The organism is Thermotoga maritima MSB8, assembly GCF_000008545.1.
Classification (GTDB): Bacteria; Thermotogota; Thermotogae; order Thermotogales; family Thermotogaceae; genus Thermotoga; species Thermotoga maritima.
Window position 1 is genome coordinate 948,944 of record NC_000853.1, and the last position, 20,202, is coordinate 969,145.

The 20,202-nt window shown below is 45.2% G+C and carries 21 protein-coding genes; 13 read left to right on the forward strand and 8 right to left on the reverse strand.

Annotated elements, in window-relative coordinates:
- The first annotated feature begins 25 nt into the window (after positions 1–25).
- Both TM_RS04760 and TM_RS04765 read left to right on the forward strand, forming a co-directional pair.
- Positions 26–433 (forward strand): hypothetical protein, encoded by a 408-nt coding sequence (locus TM_RS04760; protein WP_004080631.1) that lies wholly within the window; start codon positions 26–28, stop codon positions 431–433.
- On the forward strand, positions 399–857 hold the full coding sequence (locus tag TM_RS04765; protein WP_004080630.1) for a restriction endonuclease: 459 nt from the start codon (positions 399–401) through the stop codon (positions 855–857). Before TM_RS04760 ends, TM_RS04765 begins: the two co-directional genes overlap by 35 nt.
- On the opposite strand, the gene TM_RS04770 is transcribed toward TM_RS04765, so the two are convergent.
- Entirely contained in the window at positions 838–2,007 is a 1,170-nt protein-coding gene (locus TM_RS04770) for a TolB family protein (protein ID WP_004080629.1), read from the reverse strand. The genes TM_RS04765 and TM_RS04770 overlap by 20 nt on opposite strands.
- Before the next feature lie 27 nt (positions 2,008–2,034).
- Between TM_RS04770 and TM_RS04775 the strand changes: the two genes are divergently transcribed.
- The 3 genes from TM_RS04775 to mtaD are packed head-to-tail and all read left to right on the forward strand — an operon-like array spanning position 2,035 to position 4,976.
- The gene (locus TM_RS04775) at positions 2,035–3,312 is read left to right on the forward strand and encodes an ArsB/NhaD family transporter (RefSeq protein ID WP_004080628.1); all 1,278 of its coding nucleotides are present in this window, start codon (positions 2,035–2,037) and stop codon (positions 3,310–3,312) included.
- 9 nt (positions 3,313–3,321) lie between these two features.
- A complete protein-coding gene (locus TM_RS04780) occupies positions 3,322–3,759 on the forward strand; it encodes a CBS domain-containing protein (RefSeq protein ID WP_004080627.1) in 438 nt (145 codons plus the stop codon).
- A complete protein-coding gene (gene mtaD / locus TM_RS04785; protein ID WP_004080626.1) occupies positions 3,756–4,976 on the forward strand; it encodes a 5-methylthioadenosine/S-adenosylhomocysteine deaminase in 1,221 nt (406 codons plus the stop codon). Before TM_RS04780 ends, mtaD begins: the two co-directional genes overlap by 4 nt.
- Here the strand turns inward: mtaD and TM_RS04790 are convergent.
- Together TM_RS04790 and TM_RS04795 are read right to left on the reverse strand one after the other, a co-directional pair.
- A complete protein-coding gene (locus tag TM_RS04790) occupies positions 4,964–5,320 on the reverse strand; it encodes a PadR family transcriptional regulator (protein ID WP_004080625.1) in 357 nt (118 codons plus the stop codon). The genes mtaD and TM_RS04790 overlap by 13 nt on opposite strands.
- On the reverse strand, positions 5,317–6,081 hold the full coding sequence (locus TM_RS04795; protein WP_010865221.1) for a class I SAM-dependent methyltransferase: 765 nt from the start codon (positions 6,079–6,081) through the stop codon (positions 5,317–5,319). The genes TM_RS04790 and TM_RS04795 overlap by 4 nt, the downstream gene beginning before the upstream one ends.
- Before the next feature lie 65 nt (positions 6,082–6,146).
- Here TM_RS04795 and panD point away from each other — a divergent pair, with 65 nt between their 5' ends.
- From panD to TM_RS04825, 6 genes are all read left to right on the forward strand, one after another.
- The gene (gene panD, locus TM_RS04800) at positions 6,147–6,491 is read left to right on the forward strand and encodes an aspartate 1-decarboxylase (protein ID WP_004080623.1); all 345 of its coding nucleotides are present in this window, start codon (positions 6,147–6,149) and stop codon (positions 6,489–6,491) included.
- A 5-nt stretch (positions 6,492–6,496) separates the two neighbouring features.
- Positions 6,497–7,411, forward strand: coding sequence for an RluA family pseudouridine synthase (locus TM_RS04805; protein WP_004080622.1), 915 nt, complete (start codon positions 6,497–6,499; stop codon positions 7,409–7,411).
- Positions 7,387–8,619 carry a hypothetical protein gene (locus TM_RS04810; protein WP_004080621.1) on the forward strand — a complete coding sequence of 411 codons (1,233 nt, stop codon included), beginning with the start codon at positions 7,387–7,389 and terminating at the stop codon, positions 8,617–8,619. Before TM_RS04805 ends, TM_RS04810 begins: the two co-directional genes overlap by 25 nt.
- Entirely contained in the window at positions 8,591–9,862 is a 1,272-nt protein-coding gene (locus TM_RS04815) for a DUF5693 family protein (RefSeq protein WP_004080620.1), read from the forward strand. The genes TM_RS04810 and TM_RS04815 overlap by 29 nt, the downstream gene beginning before the upstream one ends.
- Before the next feature lie 183 nt (positions 9,863–10,045).
- A complete protein-coding gene (gene glnA / locus TM_RS04820) occupies positions 10,046–11,365 on the forward strand; it encodes a type I glutamate--ammonia ligase (protein ID WP_004080619.1) in 1,320 nt (439 codons plus the stop codon).
- Positions 11,305–12,333, forward strand: coding sequence for a hypothetical protein (locus TM_RS04825; protein ID WP_004080618.1), 1,029 nt, complete (start codon positions 11,305–11,307; stop codon positions 12,331–12,333). The genes glnA and TM_RS04825 overlap by 61 nt, the downstream gene beginning before the upstream one ends.
- Positions 12,334–12,388: 55 nt before the next feature.
- Here the strand turns inward: TM_RS04825 and TM_RS04830 are convergent, their stop codons facing one another.
- Complete coding sequence (locus tag TM_RS04830; protein ID WP_004080617.1) at positions 12,389–13,657, reverse strand: PhoPQ-activated pathogenicity-related family protein; 1,269 nt, start codon at positions 13,655–13,657, stop codon at positions 12,389–12,391.
- 88 nt (positions 13,658–13,745) lie between these two features.
- Here TM_RS04830 and TM_RS04835 point away from each other — a divergent pair, with 88 nt between their 5' ends.
- On the forward strand, positions 13,746–14,696 hold the full coding sequence (locus tag TM_RS04835; protein WP_004080616.1) for an LVIVD repeat-containing protein: 951 nt from the start codon (positions 13,746–13,748) through the stop codon (positions 14,694–14,696).
- Here the strand turns inward: TM_RS04835 and TM_RS04840 are convergent.
- Positions 14,653–15,306, reverse strand: coding sequence for a DUF429 domain-containing protein (locus tag TM_RS04840; protein ID WP_004080615.1), 654 nt, complete (start codon positions 15,304–15,306; stop codon positions 14,653–14,655). The two genes, TM_RS04835 and TM_RS04840, sit on opposite strands and share 44 nt — an antisense overlap.
- 69 nt (positions 15,307–15,375) lie before the next feature.
- Between TM_RS04840 and TM_RS04845 the strand changes: the two genes are divergently transcribed.
- Positions 15,376–16,029 (forward strand): radical SAM protein, encoded by a 654-nt coding sequence (locus tag TM_RS04845; protein ID WP_004080614.1) that lies wholly within the window; start codon positions 15,376–15,378, stop codon positions 16,027–16,029.
- Positions 16,030–16,034: 5 nt separating this feature from the next.
- Here TM_RS04845 and TM_RS04850 read toward each other — a convergent pair whose 3' ends face one another.
- The 3 genes from TM_RS04850 to TM_RS04860 form a co-directional block, all read right to left on the reverse strand.
- Positions 16,035–17,033: a LacI family DNA-binding transcriptional regulator gene (locus TM_RS04850; protein ID WP_004080613.1), complete on the reverse strand. Its 999-nt coding sequence runs from the start codon at positions 17,031–17,033 to the stop codon at positions 16,035–16,037.
- A gap of 216 nt (positions 17,034–17,249) precedes the next feature.
- Positions 17,250–18,770 carry a DUF5605 domain-containing protein gene (locus TM_RS04855; RefSeq protein WP_004080612.1) on the reverse strand — a complete coding sequence of 507 codons (1,521 nt, stop codon included), beginning with the start codon at positions 18,768–18,770 and terminating at the stop codon, positions 17,250–17,252.
- Positions 18,771–18,817: 47 nt separating this feature from the next.
- Positions 18,818–20,131, reverse strand: coding sequence for an L-fucose/L-arabinose isomerase family protein (locus TM_RS04860; protein ID WP_228378893.1), 1,314 nt, complete (start codon positions 20,129–20,131; stop codon positions 18,818–18,820).
- Positions 20,132–20,202: the final 71 nt, after the last annotated feature.

A 20,202-nucleotide genomic window follows, 5' to 3' on the forward strand; every position in this document is an offset into this window, starting at 1 on the left:
TTCTGGGTGGGGTGGTAAGGTGAAAATGCTCGGGATCGTTCTCACAGCAGTCGTTATTTTCATCGTTTTCATCCTGAGCCTGATCGAGAAAAGGAAAAAAGTCGATGTTGAAACTGTTTGCCGAACTGTAAAAAGGTACTACGAAGGCAGAAGATACCAGATCTCTCATAAAACAGTGAGCGGTTGTGAAGTGTTTCTGATCAAAAAAGGTCTCAGAAAGATCATCATCTGTGTGGGCAGCGTGAACTTCGATGTGGTGAAAGAAATCCTCTACATGGCATACACGAACAGAACACGTGACATCAGGGTAGCTTATTCTTCCATCACGAAGGAATCTCTGGAAGCGTTTGAAAGAATGAGAAGAAATTCGAAAATACACAAAACGAAGGTGAAAGTGCATGATTTATATCATTTTGAGTCTGTTGTCTTTTAGCCTTCTTGTTCTCTTTCTGCAATGGGGGAAGAAAAGGAGAAAACAAGACCTCAGAAACCTTCTCGAGGCGGGTCTCAAGAATCCATATCGGTTCGAGGAATTCGCCAGAGAATATCTGAAAGAACACGGTTTTAGATCGGTGAGAACAACGCGAAAGAGTAAGGATTTTGGGGCAGATATCGTTGCGAAAAGACGAGGAAGCACAGTGGTTTTCCAGGTGAAGAGAAGAAACTCTACGGTGGAGAAAGAGGTCGTGAAGGAACTCGTTGCGGCGGCCTATATTTATGGTGCCACGGAAGTTGGAATTTTCACGAACGGCGAGCTTTCCACCGGCTTGAAAAAAGAGCTCGAGGAACTGAAAAGATCGGGTGGTTTCATAAAGAGGGTCCATGTCGTAAAGAACATCAATCCTGAGGAACTCTGAAGCGCACGATCCAGATGTCTGGCTCACTACCCTTTTCGTACACAGAGAAAGCCACCAACTTTCCGTCCTCAGAGAACGCAGGATAGAACGCATCGTAAGGGATCTTTTCCGTCAGGCACCAGACTTTCCCACTTTCCAAATCCTTTGCGTATATCCTGAAAACACCGTCCCTGTTCGAGGAGAAAATCAGGTAATTTCCAAACACATCCGGATCGAACTCGTTGTAAGGACTGTTTTCCAGAACCGTCACCGTTCCATCCGGAAGGAGTTCGTATATCCCAAAGTTTGACTCTTTGAGTCCCACGAACACGATACCCTGATTTCCCTTGGCCGGTGTGAAAACCCAGTCGAACGGAAGATCGTACGTCTTTTCCCTCATCGTTACGAGATCTTTCACAACGAGATGATTCGAGGTGGCATCTTCCTGAACGTACACCATCGTGTTTTCGTCGAGCCAATTGGGATTGTACGCCGCAAATCTACCCCGTGAGATGAGTTTTATCTTCGAGGAATAATCTTTTGAGATCGGCATGTAGTATATGCCCCAGTTTCCATGGAGTGAACCCTGAAAGAGCAGGTACTTTTGATCCAGGGATATCCTCGGAAAGTACTCGCTGCTACCGTACACAGGCAGGGAAAGAAGATCTCCATTTTTTCTGTCGATCAGAAACAGATTCCTGTTTCCAGAAAGCCTTTCTGAGGAGAAAACGAAATACTCACTGGAGAAATCGCTGTACTCATCGAGTGCGGGATGATAGGTGAGCCGGAATGCATCTGGAAACTCATTTTTGGAAAAGAGATAGAAAGAGACCTTCTCCAGGGGAAAAGAGGCACACTCCATCACGAAGTCTCTGTAATATTTGTAGCCCCTGGGATTGTACTCGTACCTTGCAACTTCATTTCCGTGTTTCCATTCTCCCACATAGAGGTTGTCCGTTGCGTTGTAGGAGAGGAAAAACGTCATCGAAAACGTCGCCGTCGAAGAGTTTGTGATCGTCGCTTCTTTCGGTAGAAATTCCAGAATTTTCTCCTGAACATCCGCAAGAACAGAAGAAGCCTCTTCGGTACTGAACATACTTAAATCGAGGGTTACAACAGAGAAAGAAACCAGGGGTATAATAGCAAAGATAAACAGAAACATCTTCTTCATCGATCTCTTACCTCCGGGGGAGATATTTTGTTCGAAGATGCCGTTGTTTCACTTCTGATCTTTATAATAGTATACCTCTTCATCATTCTGGAAAAACACCACAGAGCGGTCATCACCATGCTCGGAGGGAGCGCCGCCCTCTTTCTTGTGTTCAAAGATCCCATCGAAGCACTGGTAAGGTATGTGGATTTCAACACGATATTTCTCTTGATAGGAATGATGATCTTCGTGTCCGTTACAAAAAGAAGCGGTTTATTTCACTTCCTTGGGCTTTACTCGGTGAAACTTTCAGGTGGAAATGTATTTCTCTTTTTCATCGCAATTAACACTCTTGTGGCTCTTTTATCCTCTTTTTTGGACAACGTAACAACGATACTGGTGTTCGTTCCTGTAACTCTGGTAGTTTGCGACACGGTTGATCTGGATCCCGTTCCCTTTGTGATATCGGAGATCATATCTTCGAACATAGGTGGTACCGCAACGATGATAGGAGATCCTCCAAACATCATGATTGCTTCCGCGGCGAAACTTCATTTCCTCGATTTTGTGGTCAACGTTGCACCCGCTGCCGTTCTGACCCTCATCGTTACCCTGATCTTTCTCTCCGCTGTTTACAGAAGGGTCATATTCAGAAAAATACCGGTGGAAGTGGTCAAAGACTTCGATCCCCGTAGGGCCATCGTTGACAAAAAGCTGTTTTATCTTTCCATAATACTGACTCTGGTCGTTCTTGTTCTCTTTTCTCTTCAGAAACCACTTGGACTTGAAAGTTTCGAGGTTGCCCTTCTTGCTGGCTTCCTCTCGCTTGCTTTCTTAAAGAAAAAAGATATAGAGGATGTGTTCAAAGAGATCGAATGGGGCGTCATCTTTTTCTTCATAGGTCTTTTCCTTGTTGTTGGTGCCCTTGAAGAGGCCGGAGTTCTCGAAAGAATATCAGAACTCGTCATCAGGCTTTCAAAGGGAAAAATGGAAAGCACTCTGATATCTGTTCTGGGAATATCTGGATTGAGTTCCGCTTTCGTTGACAACATACCGTTCACTGCCACCATGATTCCAGTGATAAAGAAACTCGCGGTTCTGGCTCCGGAGACGTTTTCTGATCTGAGACCCCTCTGGTGGGCTCTTTCTCTGGGAGCGTGCTTTGGAGGAAATGGAACTCTAATCGGTGCATCCGCGAACGTGGTAGGAACCTCTCTCATAGCAGACAGAAAGCATATAACCTTCTGGGAGTATTTCAAGATAGGTTTTCCCGTGCTCATACTCAGTCTTCTGGTGTCAGGAGTCTATTTGTTGATCAGATATTGAGGTGAGATCATGAAAGTGAAAGACGTCTGCAAATTGATTTCTCTGAAGCCCACAGTTGTAGAGGAAGACACTCCTATAGAAGAAATCGTCGACAGGATACTGGAGGATCCCGTCACAAGAACCGTTTATGTTGCGAGAGACAACAAACTCGTTGGAATGATCCCTGTCATGCACCTTTTGAAGGTTTCTGGTTTTCACTTTTTCGGGTTCATTCCAAAGGAAGAGCTCATTCGCTCCTCGATGAAAAGATTGATAGCAAAGAACGCATCTGAGATAATGTTGGATCCTGTATACGTTCACATGGATACACCATTGGAAGAAGCCTTGAAGCTGATGATCGACAACAATATACAGGAGATGCCGGTTGTCGATGAAAAGGGAGAGATAGTGGGAGATCTCAACTCTCTCGAAATTCTTCTCGCTTTGTGGAAAGGGCGGGAGAAATGATCATAGGAAATTGCCTGATACTGAAAGATTTCTCTTCTGAACCTTTCTGGGGAGCCGTAGAGATCGAAAACGGCACGATAAAACGAGTGTTACAGGGAGAAGTGAAGGTCGATCTGGATCTCTCCGGCAAACTCGTCATGCCGGCTCTTTTCAACACGCACACTCACGCGCCGATGACTCTTCTGAGAGGAGTCGCGGAAGATCTCAGTTTCGAAGAGTGGCTCTTCTCTAAGGTGCTTCCCATAGAAGACAGATTGACAGAGAAGATGGCCTACTACGGTACGATCCTTGCCCAGATGGAAATGGCAAGACATGGTATCGCCGGCTTTGTCGATATGTACTTTCATGAGGAGTGGATTGCAAAGGCAGTCAGAGATTTTGGAATGAGAGCCCTCTTGACACGGGGACTTGTGGACAGTAATGGGGACGATGGAGGACGACTCGAGGAGAATTTGAAACTCTACAACGAGTGGAACGGTTTTGAGGGGAGGATTTTCGTTGGATTCGGTCCTCACTCACCTTACCTTTGTTCTGAAGAATACCTGAAGAGAGTCTTCGACACTGCGAAGTCTCTGAACGCTCCAGTGACGATTCATCTCTATGAAACCTCCAAAGAAGAGTATGATCTGGAGGACATTTTGAACATCGGGTTGAAAGAAGTGAAGACCATCGCAGCTCATTGTGTTCATCTTCCCGAGAGATATTTCGGTGTTCTGAAAGATATTCCGTTTTTCGTTTCTCACAATCCTGCGAGCAATTTGAAACTCGGAAACGGAATAGCACCTGTTCAGAGAATGATAGAGCATGGGATGAAGGTCACCCTCGGCACGGATGGAGCGGCGAGCAACAACTCTCTGAATCTGTTCTTCGAAATGAGGCTCGCGAGTCTTCTTCAGAAAGCACAGAATCCGCGCAATCTGGATGTGAACACATGCTTGAAAATGGTGACGTACGATGGAGCCCAAGCGATGGGGTTCAAAAGCGGAAAGATTGAAGAAGGCTGGAACGCCGATCTTGTGGTAATAGACCTCGATCTCCCTGAAATGTTTCCAGTCCAGAACATAAAGAACCACCTCGTTCACGCTTTCAGCGGTGAAGTTTTCGCCACGATGGTTGCTGGAAAGTGGATCTACTTCGATGGAGAGTACCCGACCATAGATTCAGAAGAAGTGAAAAGAGAGCTGGCCCGTATAGAAAAAGAACTCTACTCTTCCTGAAGCACTCTCTTTATTCTTTCTTCGAGTGTCTCTATTCTTCTCTTCATGTCCTCCAGAGACCTCAATATCTCTCTGAGATAGAGTTTTCCCTGTGGGGTGATCCTGTAAATCTTTCTTGGGGGGCTGACCGTTGTATCCCATTCGGTGCTGAGAAACCCGCTCTCTTCGAGATCGGCGAGTACACGGTAAATGTTGCCCATGTGACCGATTCCAGGTATCTCAATACCAAACTCTGCGAGCCTCTCTGCGAGCTCGTATCCATGAGAAGGTTTCTCCGCTACGAGTAAAAGGATGGTACTGGCAAGCCACCAACCTCGGAATCCTCTCCCGCCTCTGTGTCTCATCCTGCGCTCACCTTCCTCGCAGCGCACCACAGTCTTCTACTGTAGCTGGTCAGAGGTGACTTGCTGAGGAGATCTTCATAAAAAGAAAACACAAAGCCCGTTTCACTCAGTGCAGACGCGATTTCTTTCACTCTGTAGCCTCTTTCTCTGTGTATCTCATCGAATCTCTCCCACAGCTCCTCTTCTTTTCTTTCGAAAACGGTCACATAGAAGGTGGCGACGGATTCCTCCAGATCGAACTCTATAGTTTGAACTTCGAAGATATCCTTTCCATCCTGCTGAATGTACACGGGGCCTTCCTGATTGGCCATCAGAAGTCCATAAACGGTGTTCATATCGAAAAGAAACGCTCCACCTGTTTTCAAAGCTTCATGAACTTTCTCAAAAGTTTTCTTCAAATCTTTGTAATCCAGCAGATAGTTGAGACTGTCAAACCAGCAGGTGACGATATCAAATTCTTCGTGAAAATCGAGTTCTCTCATGTCTTTTTTCAAAAAAACCACAGAGATGCTTTCTTCCTTTGCTCTTTTTCTGGCAAACTTCAGCATCTCGGATGAAAGATCAACTCCCACCACTTTGAAGCCCTGCTTGGCGATTTCCACAGCGAATGTTCCTTCTCCACAGGCCACATCCAGCACTTTTTTTCCTCGAATATGAAAGTTTTCCAGAATCTTGGCGAAATTTTTCGCTATTCTTCTCGAGAACGATGTGTACGGCCCCTCGTGAAAAACTCGTGCGAATCGCTTGTAAATATTTCCCACCTCCAGTGTTTCTGTAAAATCATAACATATCTTTGCATGATAAAATCTTTCGGGAGGGTGAAACGATGCTGAACATATATCTGAAGTCCAAAATTCACATGGCTACGATCACGAGAAAAGAAGTTTACTACGAAGGAAGCATAGAAATAGACGAAGAGCTGATGGGAAAAGCGGGCATCAGCGAGGGAGAACTCGTACTGGTGGTGAACGTCAACAACGCCGAAAGATTCGTAACGTATGTCATAAAGGGAAAGAGGGGAAGCCGTGAGATAAACCTCTACGGTGCAGCCGCAAGACTCGGTGAAGAAGGTGACAGAGTGATCATCATGGCTTTCACCTTCAGTGACAAACCTGTGAAAGCGAAAACGATCGTTCTCAACGAGAAAAACGAAATCGTTCAGGAGAAATAAAAGTCATGAGAATGGAAGTCACCAGGGAGAATTTCTACAGAAGGCTGGACAAATTTCTGAGGAACCAGCTGAAAGACGTACCCCTTTCGGTGATATACAAACTCATCAGAAAGGGAAAGGTGTATGTCAACAGAAAACGCGTGAAGGATCCTTCTTTCGATCTGGAAGAAGGAGACGTGGTAGAGCTCCGGTATGTGAATCTGGAAAATCTTCCGAAGAGATCTGAGAAGAAAGACCTCACACCAGTTCCCATGAAACTCGACGTGCTCTACGAAGACGATCACTACCTTGTGCTGAACAAGCCACCGAACATAGCCATACATCCAGGAAAAGGTGTTCATGTTGCGACGTTGATAGAAGGACTCCTTTATTACGGTCAGGAAAAGGGGTTTTCACCGTTTCTCGTTCACAGACTCGACAAAGAAACCTCTGGGCTTCTCGTTGTTGCCAAAAACAGAGAGGCCGCGAGAATTCTCACGGAACTGTTCAAGGGCAGAAACATAGAGAAAGAATACGTCACGCTCGTAAGAGGAGTTCCAGAGAACAACATGAAAATCACCATTCCTCTCGATGGGCAGGAAGCGGTTTCTGAGATCGTTTCGGTGAAACCTCTGAAAGATGTTTCGCTTCTCCGCGTGAAGATACACACGGGTAGAAAGCATCAGATAAGAAGACACCTTTCGCAGATAGGTTTTCCCGTTGTGGGAGACGACACCTACGGTGACAGACATTTCAACAGAGAGTTTCGAAAGAGATACGGTTTAAAAAGACAGTTCCTCCACAGCTATAGAATGAAGTTCATCGATCCGTGGACTGAGGAGGAAAAGGACTTCAGGGCACCCCTTCCAGATGATCTTCTCAGCGTTCTGAACCTTTTAGAAGAGAGGAGTGATGAATGGTTAGAAGAATTTCTTTCCTGATTCTCATTCTCTCGTCTCTTCTTTTGTTTTCTAAGGAAGTGCTCTTCAACACTTACAACAACACCGGCATCGTTTCGTTAACGAACAGAACTTTCCCTTTTGAAACTTCACGCGACCTGGAACCCTTCAAAGCCTCTCTTGAGACAATTTACACTCCTCCGAAGGTTCGGGGTATCACCATTGATCTTCCAGACAGCACGACCCTTGTCCTGAGCAACGGTGTGACGATCGGAGTCGATGTGGGGGATATCCGAATTCCCGAGGATGTTTTCGCCGAGCTTCTTGAAAGCACAGATCTCACGTTCGTTTACGACGCATTTCCCGTTGAAGTCTTTTCACGCGACAGGGTCGTTGTAAAGGGATCTATTACAAAAGAGAAGCTCGAGTACTATCTTTCCTTCTTCTTCAAAAAAATTGAGGTTCCAAGGAGAATAGAAGGCACCATAGACGTCACTCCAAAGCCTCCTGAGGTGAGATATTCAAAGGTGTGGCATCCTCTTATCGGAACGGTGGTCTTTCTGAATGTGACTGACGATTCTACCTTCGTCACACTCTGGAATGGAAGGGAAGGCAAATTGTGGTACCAAACCACGGAAGCCACAAAGCTCGAAGTAGAAGTGGTGGATTCTCTGGGACAATCCACCAGTCTCTCATTCGAAGCTCTTCCTGTTTCTTTCGCGGAAAGATCGTACCAATCTTCTGTTGAGTTCGGCCAGAGCCTCATTCTACCACCTCTTGTGAACTGGTTTCTTCCATCAACTGGAGAAAAGATCACTGTGTTTTCTCCAGAATTTCCTGGTGTCTATCACCTTATCGGTTGCGATGAATCCGGAAACTTTTTGAGAATGGAGATCGATGTGAGAGACACCACTCCTCCACTCGTTCTCTCTCCGGAGAAGATAGAAGACGCTTCTTCTTTTCGAGTTGAATACATCTGCGATGGAAGAGAAGCCCAGAAGATACCAGATGGGCATCATGTTGTCTTTGTGAAGGCTACGGATACTTTCGGTAACACGAGTACCGCTTTCTTTGTGGTGAACAGACCACACAGAGTGATTGTGAGAGAAAGGCCCGTTCCCGTGTATCTGGGACCAAAAAGGAAAATCCAGATCGGCGGACTCTCCCTGAAAGGGAGTTTGATCTACGGCTGGACTAGGGAAGAAGTCGAGGTGATGGTGGGTGAAGAAGTTTACAAACTTGAGAAATAGTCTTTTTCTCATTTTTCTGGTGAGTTCTGTTGTTCTCATCGTGTTCTTTCTTCCAGAAAGGGTGGCTTATGACAGGAAAGGGATGGAATTTTCCTTTCTGTTCGACGACATGATCGATGGAAAGCGAGTGGTTCTCTTTGACCTTTCGAGCAGAAAAGATTTGCCACCGGAAGCCGAGATCGTGATTCTCAAAGGTGAACCTCTCTTCTGGGAGCCTCAAGAATTGGCAGAGAAATTGAAAGGAAAATGGCTTGGGATCGTTGAGTTCGATCCATCTTACGATTTCGCAAGAAAAGTCGCACTTTTGAAGAAAGACGGCCTCTTCTTTCGTGTTCACACGGTGAAACCCGAAGAGATAGAAAAGCTGAATCTGGACGAAGAAGCGCTGTTTCACAGGTACAAAAGAGCCGTTCTTGAACGAAGTGTGGAGGTTCTCTGGATAAGGGACATAGACGAAAAAGAGCTCCTCGTTCAGAGGCTTTCCAGTTATTTCAAAGGAAAAGTTGTACCGTTTCCGGCTCCTCCAGAATCTGAACCGCCTTTCCCGAAGTGGATCTTCTTGATACCTCCCATTCTTATGATAACCTCTCTGAATCCTCTGCTTCTCTCTGTAGTCTTCGTTTTGCCTTTTTCAAGGGAATGGTTCGTGTCTCTCCTTTTTGTTTCCGGTACACTGGCGGCGTATTTTGTGCCGAAAAAGAAATGGTTGAAAGTGTTGAGTTTTCTCCTTCTGTCGATCTCTCTGTCTCTGAGTCTCAGCGATCTGTACCACCTCAACGGTATCCTGGACTTCCGCGGAGTGAAACTTTCACTCGTACTTCTTCCCGGGCTTCTCTTTCTTTCAGGACTTTGGAAGAACAGAAGAAACTGGAAAAAGTACCTGCCGCTCCTTTTCCTTGCCATTCCTGTGGGTTTCTATTATCTTATGCGTTCGGGAAATTCGGGATGGGTGCTGGAAGTTGAAAGAAAGTTCAGAGACTGGCTGGAGAGTGTTTTGATGGTTCGGCCCCGTTTCAAGGAAATTGTGTGCTACCCGTTTTTCTGGTTGGAAGGATTCAGAGAATACGATTTTCTCAGAGAGAGTTTTGGCAGCGTTGCGCTCGTTTCGATGTTCAACACGTTCTGTCATGTTAAAACGCCTCTGGTGGTTTCTATCTACAGAAGCGCTCTTGGCCTTGCTATAGGATATGCTGTGTTCTTATTTCTGAAGGTATTTCTAAACCGCTTTTTAACTTCCAAATAATTTGCAATTCACAAACGGCTGTTATATTCTACGCATAAAGATGCAAAAAGAAAAAACCCCTCTGTCCCCGGGGACAGAAAAGGTTGTTGTTTTTGATTTTTACTGGCCCAAACAACTTCATTTCATGTCTTGGGATATTGATTATACCACAATGATTTTTTATGTTCAAGAGGAGGTGTTGTTATGACAATTGAGACCATCAAAAGAATCATCGAAGAGGAGAATGTTCGATTCATCAGGCTGCAATTCACCGACATCAACGGGACCTTGAAGAATTTAGAGATAACGCCGGATGTTTTTCTCGAATCCTGGGAGGACGGAATCATGTTCGACGGTTCATCCATCGAGGGTTTTGTGAGAATCGAAGAGTCTGATATGTACCTCAAGCCCGTCCTCGACACCTTCGCCGTTCTTCCGTGGACGGTCGATGGTGCAAAGAGTGCAAGAGTCATCTGTGACGTTTACACTCCAGATGGTAAACCCTTTGAGGGAGATCCCCGTTACAGACTAAGAAGAATGATGGAAAAAGCAGAACAGCTGGGTTACACACCGTATGCGGGTCCCGAGATGGAATTTTTCATCCTTCCCATCAACGAAAAAGGAGAACCTGTTCCTGAGTTTCTTGACCATGGAGGATATTTCGATCTTCTGCCGCTCAGTAAAGTCGAGGAGATCAGAAGGGACATCGCGATAGCTCTCGAAAAGATGGGGATCACTGTTGAAGCAACGCACCACGAAGTTGCTCCCTCACAGCACGAGGTGGACTTCAGGTACGACACTTTCCTGAGAACCGCCGACAATGCCCAGACCGTGAAACTCGTCATCAAAACCATGGCAATCTTCCACGGATATCATGCAACCTTCATGCCCAAACCCTTCTACGGTGTGAACGGATCGGGAATGCATGTCCACATGAGTCTTTTCAGGGGTGACAAAAATGCCTTCTACGATCCCGACGATCCTCTTGGGCTTTCTAAAGAACTCAGATACTTCGTTGGTGGTATATTGAAGCACGCCAAAGCTCTCGCAGCCGTCACAAATCCCACGATAAACAGCTACAAGAGACTCGTTCCCGGTTACGAAGCGCCCGTTTACATCTCCTGGTCAGTTGGAAACAGAAGCGCCCTCATCAGAATTCCAAAGGCAAGAGGAAAAGCGACAAGATTGGAGTACAGATCACCCGATCCATCCTGTAACATCTATCTTGCCTTCGCGGCTATCCTCGCGGCAGGTCTGGACGGTATCATCAACAAAATCGAGCCTCCCGCGCCGGTTGAAGAAAACATTTACCACATGACGTCTGAGAGAAGGGAAGAACTCAACATAGAATCGCTTCCAGGATCACTGAAAGAGGCTGTCGAAGAACTCAAGAAAGACGATGTTATAATAGATGCACTGGGAGAACATATATTCGAAAAATTTGTGGAGGCTGCCGAAAAGGATTGGAAGGAATTCAGCACCTACGTTACAAACTGGGAACTGCAGCGCTACTTGTATCTCTGATCGTAAGTGTTTTCGCGGGAATCCTCGAAACAGAGAGGATAGATCTCAATGTGAATCCTTTGAGAGGAACGATCAACGAGGGTGTCATCACCCTCGTTGATTCTTTGAAAAGAGAAGTCGTCGCGGTGAATGCGCTTTCAAAGAGAGTAACAGCGCGTTTCACAGGTTTTTCCTACCCTGTCTGGGGTATGTACCTCAAAGGAAACTTCTACGTTACTGATATGTTCGAGGGAAAATTCGTTGAACTCACTCCTTCGGGAAAGAGAAAGAGAGAAATTCTTCTTGGTGGGGATCCCACGGTCTTTCTTTACCACAACGGTGTTTTTTACATTTCGTTGTTTTCCCAGGGAACGCTCGTTGGAGTGGATCTACGTTCCTTCAAAGTTGTGGAAAGGTACAGAACAGGAGTTTCAAGCACCTATTTCGTTCCAACTTCGAAAGGAATCGCCTACCTTTGTTATTGGAGAGATGAAGACGATCCCGATGTGATTTACCTCAGGTACGGTAGCATGACCTCTGTTCGTCTGGGACTCTCTCGACCTCTGCGCTACGTGGAAGGTTCAAGCGGTGATTACGTCCTTGACTACCGAAACGGCTGGCTCGTGAAATTGGTGAACGGAAAGGTGGTGTGGAAGAAAAACCTTCCCGATTTTGCTTACGGTATTTCCTTCTATGGACCCGACATTGCAGTTGCCAGTCTTGTTTCTCCCGTTATCTCTGTGGTTGACAGAAACGGAAGCGTAAAACAAATCAACGTGCCGCACCCTGTGCTCTACCTCGAGGAGATAGAAAACTATCTGGTGGCACTTTCTGTGGAAGCAGAAGAGATATATCTGATAAAAAACGATAGAGTCGTTCAAACGGTTAAAACGGGAAAGTATCCTCTGAAGATTTTCAAGATCTCCGAAAAAGAATTCGCTGTTCTCTGCACCGATTCTGGAGAACTCATCTTCTACACAGTCTATTGAGTCTTCACCTGGACTATTAGATTCACCAACTACATTTTCCCAAGATTTCACCCCGTTATTCCACCATCATCTTACTGCAAAGCTTCATCCTCAACCCATTGATTTCGAGAGTGACCCTCAAGAAGTACGCCTGATGAAAACCTTCAGGCTTTTCAGGAGGTACCCCGATCAGCGAATCATCGGTTTCTTCCACGCCACGTCTGAGCCACACCGCCTTTCTGAAATCTCTGCTCTTCGATCTTGCAAACCACAGTTCCGCGTCTACAATTTCCGGAATCCTTTCAACGAATATTTTCCCGTCCCTGTAAAAGAATTCCACCTTCGGCAGTTTGGGGTACATCTTGAAGAACGAAGAGAGAGTCTCTATTATTTCTTTCACATTCTTCAGGTTGTGGGGATCGTTTGGAGAATAGAATAGAAAGGTTTCGCCCGGAAGATCATCCACGTAGAGGTTCGCCGAATCCACGGTCCAGTATTCGTCGTTGGTGCCGAGCACAAGGATCTTTGGAAGAGAGAGTCTCAATCTCATAGCGTAAGGATCGACAATTTCAAGAAGCCTTTTTCCCAGATCGTTTTCGAGAATCTCGAAGAGCCCTCTTTCCTGATAATCTCTCAACTTCTCGCTGTAGGTACCATAGTACTCTTTCTGATGCAAAAGCTGGGCTTCTATGTTCAGATTGTCGTACACCATCGGAGCGATGGCGAAAACGCGTGGGTCGAAGATCGCCGTAAGATACGTGGTCCACCCTCTTTTGGAGGCCCCCGATACCATGAAGCCTTTGATTTCCACGCCTTTTTTCTCAAGGAAATCTTGTGCCGTGTCCATGGCCTTTATCACACCGTACGTCATGGGAACAAGGAGGGGAAGAAACGGATCTGGGTTCTCGAGGAACATTTTGAACGTTTCTGCGATCAGGGCATCTTCTCTGAGCCCGAAAATCGGCTGATTTGGAACGTCCCCCACAACTATGAAAGGTGCTTCGAATTCCTTCGCCACCCACAGATTCTCTTTTACGTCTTCCAGAAACGAATCGTAATAGCGTTCGTTTTCTTCCTTTCTGCTTCCTCCCGTTATGAAGAAAAACGCCCTGTCTTTGTAATTCAAGTTCGACGGAAGGATTATGCCCACTCTGTGGAACCACTGGATGTTCTGCCAGTTCATGCCGTAGGATTTCAATATGTATATCTCGTCGCCGTCCTGGGTTGTGGTTGCAATGATCGTCTCGTAGACAGGATTTCCCCTTGCACGAACAAGAAGATCCAGAGGATGTATCGCAAGCACCATGACCGGAAGAATCAAAAGAATTGCCAGAAATCTTTTCATGTTATCTCCCCCCTCCAGTTATAAATCTTACACTGTTTTTTCATTTTTCTTTTACTACTGGACGTAGAATGCACAGGGAGGTGATAGAATGAAGGCGATCTTTCCTGTTATTCTCGCTCTTCTATTCCTTTCTGGATGCTTCCAGATGATACCGGCTCTGCCTCAAGAAAAGGTCTATGCCCTGGTGGCAACCGGGGAAGGTCTGGAAGTGTTCGACGTCACAGCTACCCCCGTTAGTATTTCTTTTGTTTCTCTCGCAAACAGCGCTCTCGATGTTGAAGTTTCGGGACAGTATGCGTTCCTCGCAGATGGTCAGAGCGGAATCCACGTTCTCGATGTGAGCGATCCCGAAAATCCCGTTCAGTTGAATCAGCTGAACACCCACTACGCCTACGGGGTAGACCTATCCGGTGATTATCTCTACGTGGCGGACTGGACGAACGGTCTTCTGGTTTACAACGTAACCGATCCTTCTTCCCCTGTGCTGGTTGCAAGACTCGAAGAAGCGGACTGGGCGGAAAAGGTACACATTTCAGGAAACCGCGCTTACGTGGCCTGTTACAATGAAGGTTTGAAGGTGGTGGACGTTTCAAATCCGGCAAATCCTGTATTTCTCGAAAGAGTGAATTTTGGAACGGTGAGAAGTGTCTTCGTGTCAGATGAGAGGATCTACGCCGTTGTCTACGGTGAAGGGGTATCGATCATCGATGCGAACGATCTCTCTCAAATTCTGGGGACCTACGAATCGCAGACACCCTACGATGTGATCGTTTCAGATAGTGTGCTGTATCTTGCAGACTACGCGTTCGGTGTTCAAACGATTGACGTTTCAGATCCTGGAAACCCGTTCGTTCTCGATCACATACCAACGAGTGGAGGAAAGGCTCAGAGTCTGTGGCTTTATGAAGGATTTCTTTACATTGCAGACTTCAACGGATACCTGACTGTGGTGGATGTGAGTGATCCTTCTCACATGAATGAGGTTTTCAACGTCCTCACTCAGGGTTCGGCGAACGCTGTGTCCTTGCTGGTGCAATGATCTGCATGGGAAGGCCGTGTTCATCCAGTGGGGGATCTTCCGGTATCCTCTCAAGAGGAAATTGCTGAGCCAGTGCAAGAACGAGTGAATCGAGCACATCGTGGATATGTATTCTGTACTCTCTGCAAATTCTCTGCAGATTTTCCACATCGAAGACCAGATGTTCTCTCAAGATCTCGATTCTCTGGTTCAAACCCTCTCTGGTGTGTTTCGATTTCATCATTTTGCTTGATATCCTCAGAAAACACAGCTCGGGATGGGATTCTCTGATCTGATCGGAAAGATCTGGATAGCTTCTGAGAAAAACGTCAACCTCTCTCACTTTCTCCACTATGTGCCAGAACTGAACAGGAAATCCTTTCCCCTGGCACTCTCTGTTGACTCTCAGTGCATCCTCGTAGCTTTCTCGATAAACGGCCACTCTGCACGGGACCGTAAAGACACTTGCAGCTCTCTTTGAAAGGATCCTTCTGGTGAGTCTGTCGCACTCTCTCTCGCCTTTTTTCGGGAGACCGATGGGAATATCAACGAGTGTGGGAAAGTCCAGGAACATGAAGTGTTCCATGAATCCTATCTCGAGAACCCTGTCTCCCTCCACTATCGAATACACCCATCCTCTCCTCGTACCATCCACACCGGCTGTGATCATCGTGTACATTATACACAAGGAGGGGGTAATATGGCCTTCAATCCGGTACAAAGAGCCATGGAGATGGAATCGCTTGTCATGAAGGGTGAAAGGCGAAAATACTATAGATTCAGATACTCTCTTTACTACGGGGGAATCGTTACAGCGGATACTGTAGGATGTAAGTTTCTCTGTGCCTACTGCTGGAACTACTTCAGAAACCTCAGGCCCAAGCGTGCAGGGGATTTTCTCTCACCAGAGGAAGTAGCAGAAAGGCTTCTTGAGATCTCAAAGAAAAGAAAGTGTGATCTTTTCAGGATCAGCGGGGCAGAACCGATCCTTGGGAGAAGATCCGCCGAACACGTGAGAAAAGTTATAGAACTTGTGAACAACACCTTCATTCTGGAGACGAATGGTCTGATGTTTGGGTTCGATCCTTCTCTTGTGGATCTTTTTGTGAATCTCAACGTTTTAATCAGAGTGAGTGTGAAAGGCTGGGATGAAGAAAGTTTTGAGAAAATCACAGGAGCAAGCGGTGAGTACTTCCGCTACCAGCTGAAAGCACTGGAGCATCTCCACGGAAAGGTCCATTTCTGGGTCGCTGTTGTCTACGATCTTTTCAGAGAAAAAGGACTGAAAGAGCTTGAAAAAAGACTCCCCATTCCGTGCAGGATAGAGAAGGAGTATCTGGAAATGTATCCGTAGAAATATTATGCTCTTCTTTCTTTCACAGAATCTCTTATAACGATTTCCGTTGGAAGTATGTACTCTTTTTTTCTTATCTTCTTTCCAGAAATAAGTGCAAACAGAACTTTCCCGGCTTGTTTTCCCATTTCATAAAGATCCTGACGAACAGTAGTTAGAGAAGGTTTATAGTATTTGCTGAAAAACATATCGTCGAAGCCTGTTACACTGACGTCCTCTGGAACTACCAATCCTCTCTCTTTCAGAGCTTCTATCACACCAAAGGCCATAAGATCGTTTCCAGCTATTATTGCGTCCGGTATTTTTGACAATCTTTTGGTGAGTTTATAACCACTCTCAAACGTGAATTCTCCGTACAGAACCTGGTAATCCTTTATCTTGTACTTTTTCATACGATCGAGAAAACCTTCCAGACGTTCTTTCGCAGTTGAGGTCATATCTCCACAAAGGTAGGCAAATGACCTATGACCTGTTTCGACCAAATAATCAACCATCCTGGCAACTCCTCCAAAATTATCAACACCAATATAGGGAGCATCGATGCCGGGATACCTTCTATCCACGAAAACCAACTTGAGGTGATATCTCTCTATAAGTTCTTTTAGAGCTTTGTTTTCGTAGCCTGTACATGTTACTATAACACCGTCTACGTTGTGGAATATGAAAGATTCGAGAATCACTACTTCATCTTTCGATTTATGATCGGTTCCTCCTATGATAAATGAATAACCTTTTTTTCTCAGAAAATCCTCTGCTCCCTTAACTATAGTAAGAAAAGCGGGATTCGTTATATCAGGTACGATGAAGCCTATCATTTTGGAATCACCAGTTCTCAACCCCTGGGCTATCTTGTTGGGTTTGTATCCCAGTTTCTTTATGGCTTCTCTTATTCTCTCTCCTAACTTTTCACTGACCTGCGAGGGATCTTTCAAATATCTGGAAACAGTTGAAATCGAAACACCAGCTAATTTCGCCACATCATTTATTGTAGGGCGCCTTTTCATGCTAATTTCTCCTTCCTGTCGAGTATCTTCAATGAAATTTTATCACTGATGAGAAGCCTTATTCTTTTAACCTCCCATTGCTGCTACTCCTTCAATGATTTTCTTGCTGAAAAACGTAAATATAAAGAGTCAACAGCAACACTCGTCAATGGTGGTACGCTCATACCCTGTTTTATCTATTCAAAACAAAAACTTAGCTATTAATAATGATTTCATTTATAATTTAGCATCTTCTCGGAGAATTATCCAATCGTCGTTATTCTCCATTTTTTGAATTCTTAAAGCGACATACGATTTCCCCGGCAACCTTATCACAACTTGTCCCTGGAAGATCCCCAGACTATGTATCTCTGTTTCCCAGCAGTCAACTAAATCTACTCTGTACTTACCTTCTGGAAGCTTTAAGGTTCTTTTCACTGGTCTGTTGATATCAAAGTAGATCAGGTAATATTCTCCTTCTTTACCAATGCAATGAACGTCCCAGTCCATCATAGGATCAAGCTTGATAGGTTTAAGAAACGGTGGAGCTTCTTCTATAATCGTTCTCAGGAATGCGATTCTTTTTGGACTTTCACCTTTCAATCTTCCGCCTTTTGACCACCAGAGGACTTCGTCTTCAGAGTAATAAGTTTCTCCATGTGTCACATAACCTCCAGAGGTAACACCTTCCCAAAAGCGATTCATCATCTCCTGTGGTGGCAGATTACCCCATCCGTACTCAATGTTCCCTTCGTAGCCACATTCATCGATGATAACTGGTTTTTTGTACATCTCGCGCCATTTTGGTATTAAATTTATGCCTATATCTATCTCAGGTTCTCCGCTCCACGATCTCAGTGACCCCTGCCACTGAATGCTGGCGTGTGTTATCCAGGGTTTTGTGTGATCATAAAACTTGAAACACTGATGCACTGATCTTAGATGGTTATAAGGGTCTTTCTCCACTATGAAATGAAAGTATCCATCCCAGTCTTTTTGTGGTTTGATAAGGTCGTATTCGTTCGCCATTGACCACCACACATTTCTGTAAGAAGAAATTCTCGCTATCAGATACCTCAAGTACGCTTTGTCCACTTCTTCCGGCATGCTGCAAAATCCCCATTTGTCATACGGATGGAACAGTATCACGTCCGCTTCTATCCCCATGTCCATAAGTTCCTTCACTAACCTCTCAAAGTGCTGGAAAAACTTCACATTGAACTCTACCTGATATCTCCCGTCTTCCTCTCTCCAGCTCATAGGAAGCATAGGAGGTTCTTCTCTATTGTAAGCGTAGTACTTCGGAAACACACACATCCTGACTTTGTTGAATGGAGAGTTCCTGAGTGATTCGAGTGTCTGCTGAATGAGTTCTTCTCTCTGGTGTACCCACGCATAGAGTGTTGTCCCAAACGGATGGTAAGGTGTCCCATCTTCATAGCAGAAATGATAAGTGTTGCACACTCGAACAGGTCCATGATTCCCTTCAGAAGGGTCAACACACAGAAACTCTCCTTTCATACCGTCAAGATCTTTGATGTCGCTTCTTACCTCGTACTTCCACAAACCAGTCCTGTTCGGCATGAACCTGATCTTGAAGGTATCTTCCCCATCATAAAAGCCTTCCACTTCAAAACTGTCACCAGCTTCGCTTGTAAACACTGCTTTGATTTCTACGTCTGTAAAAGGATTCCCCTCCGCTTTCCCTTTGAGTGTTATTTCGTATGTTCCCCATTTTTCAACATTGTTTTGAGTCATCGAGATCACCCTTCTTATTCATAGAGCATCCAGAACTGGTTTAATCTCTAAACTTCAGCGTTATGTTTATGAACTACTATCCCAAGATATTTTTCCAAAGCTTCTTTCACAGCATCTGCCACTCTCGAGAGATTTATCGCTACATGGTGTTCAAATCCGTTTTCACAGATGTATTTCATGAGTTCCTGGAGCTTCTCAATTCTTGCCACGCCCCTGCTTCCAAAGGTCTTTGGATTTTCATCCAGTATCTGCCCTTCTCCCACATATGCTTTCACTTTTCCTTCGTTATCATCTGTAGTGAGCCTCAGAAAAGTGAACGGTGAGGTCTTTATCTTCCCTGCACAAGCTCCATAGGCCCTTTCTTTACCCACAGTTGTTCCTATTACATCTGCATATTTGATTTCAGGTTTTTCTTCATAGATAGAAGCCGGGAAATTTCCACAGTGGAAGAGAATTGTTTCGTTTTCATCTCTGTAGTTATTGTTCCAGTCAACTATTGCAGATGGCTGTCCAGAAGCTAACTGGAGTACATACATAGAGAGAGCACCGGTGATATCAACCTCGCAGGCGGCAGGTTTTCCTTTTTCGTTGAGAAGGCTCATGATGGTACACGGAGTTATTCCCAAATTCCATTCAAGAGAGGTCCAACATTGAATTGCAAGAGCTTTTATATCGTTTTCCTCAATCCATTCGTCAATGACGGATCCAAACTTTGCCATCAAGAGAATTTTCTCTTCCGGTACAATCTGTAACCTGTAATTTTTCTTTATCTCCTCAAGTTTTCTCCTTACTCTCTCGTCGTCATCTTTGAGATTAGAAACTCTGTGAAGAATCTCCGAGAGGTCTACCGTTTCAACAGAAATGCTCATTCTTTCAAGGATCTTCTCAGAGAATCTCACCGTGTTGAAGGCACTGGGTCTCGCTCCTATTGCTCCAACTTTTATGTTTCTCATTCCCTTAACGATTCTGCACACGGCAGCAAACTTCTCTATGTCCCGTTTAAATACTTCACTTTCTGGATCCTCTGTATGAAGTGTCGTCAAGGAGAACTCTATCCCATATTGCTTCAGGTTGTTGCTTACAGATATTTTTCCACAGAAAGAATCCCTTCTATTCTGAAGGTCGAGCTTCTCCGGATCATCTGGAAACGCATGGACCAGCACAGGAACATTCAAACCACTCAATCTGATTGCCTGAGCTACTCCTTTCTCATCACCAAAATTTGGAAGAGTAACAATAATCCCGTCTATTTCCCCGGCTTTTTCCTTAAAAAGTTCCGCACACTTTTTAGCGTCTTTAGCTGTTTCCACAGCTCCGAGTTTCGTATCAGAGGGTGAAAGGGTTACCACCCTGTATCCCATGCCTTCTAAAACTTTTATTACCCTTTCTCTTCCTTCTTCTACCAGTCTGTCGGGGAAAAATTCCCTGTTTC

What these genes read in the sequence shown, in the direction of transcription:
- TM_RS04760 (WP_004080631.1), top strand. Translation starts at nt 26, where the DNA reads ATGCTCGGGATCGTTCTCACAGCAGTCGTTATTTTCATCGTTTTCATC.
- TM_RS04765 (WP_004080630.1), top strand. Translation starts at nt 399, where the DNA reads ATGATTTATATCATTTTGAGTCTGTTGTCTTTTAGCCTTCTTGTTCTC.
- TM_RS04770 (WP_004080629.1), bottom strand. Translation starts at nt 2,007, where the DNA reads ATGAAGAAGATGTTTCTGTTTATCTTTGCTATTATACCCCTGGTTTCT.
- TM_RS04780 (WP_004080627.1), top strand. Translation starts at nt 3,322, where the DNA reads ATGAAAGTGAAAGACGTCTGCAAATTGATTTCTCTGAAGCCCACAGTT.
- mtaD (WP_004080626.1), top strand. Translation starts at nt 3,756, where the DNA reads ATGATCATAGGAAATTGCCTGATACTGAAAGATTTCTCTTCTGAACCT.
- TM_RS04790 (WP_004080625.1), bottom strand. Translation starts at nt 5,320, where the DNA reads ATGAGACACAGAGGCGGGAGAGGATTCCGAGGTTGGTGGCTTGCCAGT.
- panD (WP_004080623.1), top strand. Translation starts at nt 6,147, where the DNA reads ATGCTGAACATATATCTGAAGTCCAAAATTCACATGGCTACGATCACG.
- TM_RS04805 (WP_004080622.1), top strand. Translation starts at nt 6,497, where the DNA reads ATGAGAATGGAAGTCACCAGGGAGAATTTCTACAGAAGGCTGGACAAA.
- TM_RS04810 (WP_004080621.1), top strand. Translation starts at nt 7,387, where the DNA reads ATGGTTAGAAGAATTTCTTTCCTGATTCTCATTCTCTCGTCTCTTCTT.
- glnA (WP_004080619.1), top strand. Translation starts at nt 10,046, where the DNA reads ATGACAATTGAGACCATCAAAAGAATCATCGAAGAGGAGAATGTTCGA.
- TM_RS04830 (WP_004080617.1), bottom strand. Translation starts at nt 13,657, where the DNA reads ATGAAAAGATTTCTGGCAATTCTTTTGATTCTTCCGGTCATGGTGCTT.
- TM_RS04835 (WP_004080616.1), top strand. Translation starts at nt 13,746, where the DNA reads ATGAAGGCGATCTTTCCTGTTATTCTCGCTCTTCTATTCCTTTCTGGA.
- TM_RS04845 (WP_004080614.1), top strand. Translation starts at nt 15,376, where the DNA reads ATGGCCTTCAATCCGGTACAAAGAGCCATGGAGATGGAATCGCTTGTC.
- TM_RS04850 (WP_004080613.1), bottom strand. Translation starts at nt 17,033, where the DNA reads ATGAAAAGGCGCCCTACAATAAATGATGTGGCGAAATTAGCTGGTGTT.
- TM_RS04855 (WP_004080612.1), bottom strand. Translation starts at nt 18,770, where the DNA reads ATGACTCAAAACAATGTTGAAAAATGGGGAACATACGAAATAACACTC.
- TM_RS04860 (WP_228378893.1), bottom strand. Translation starts at nt 20,131, where the DNA reads ATGGGATACAGGGTGGTAACCCTTTCACCCTCTGATACGAAACTCGGA.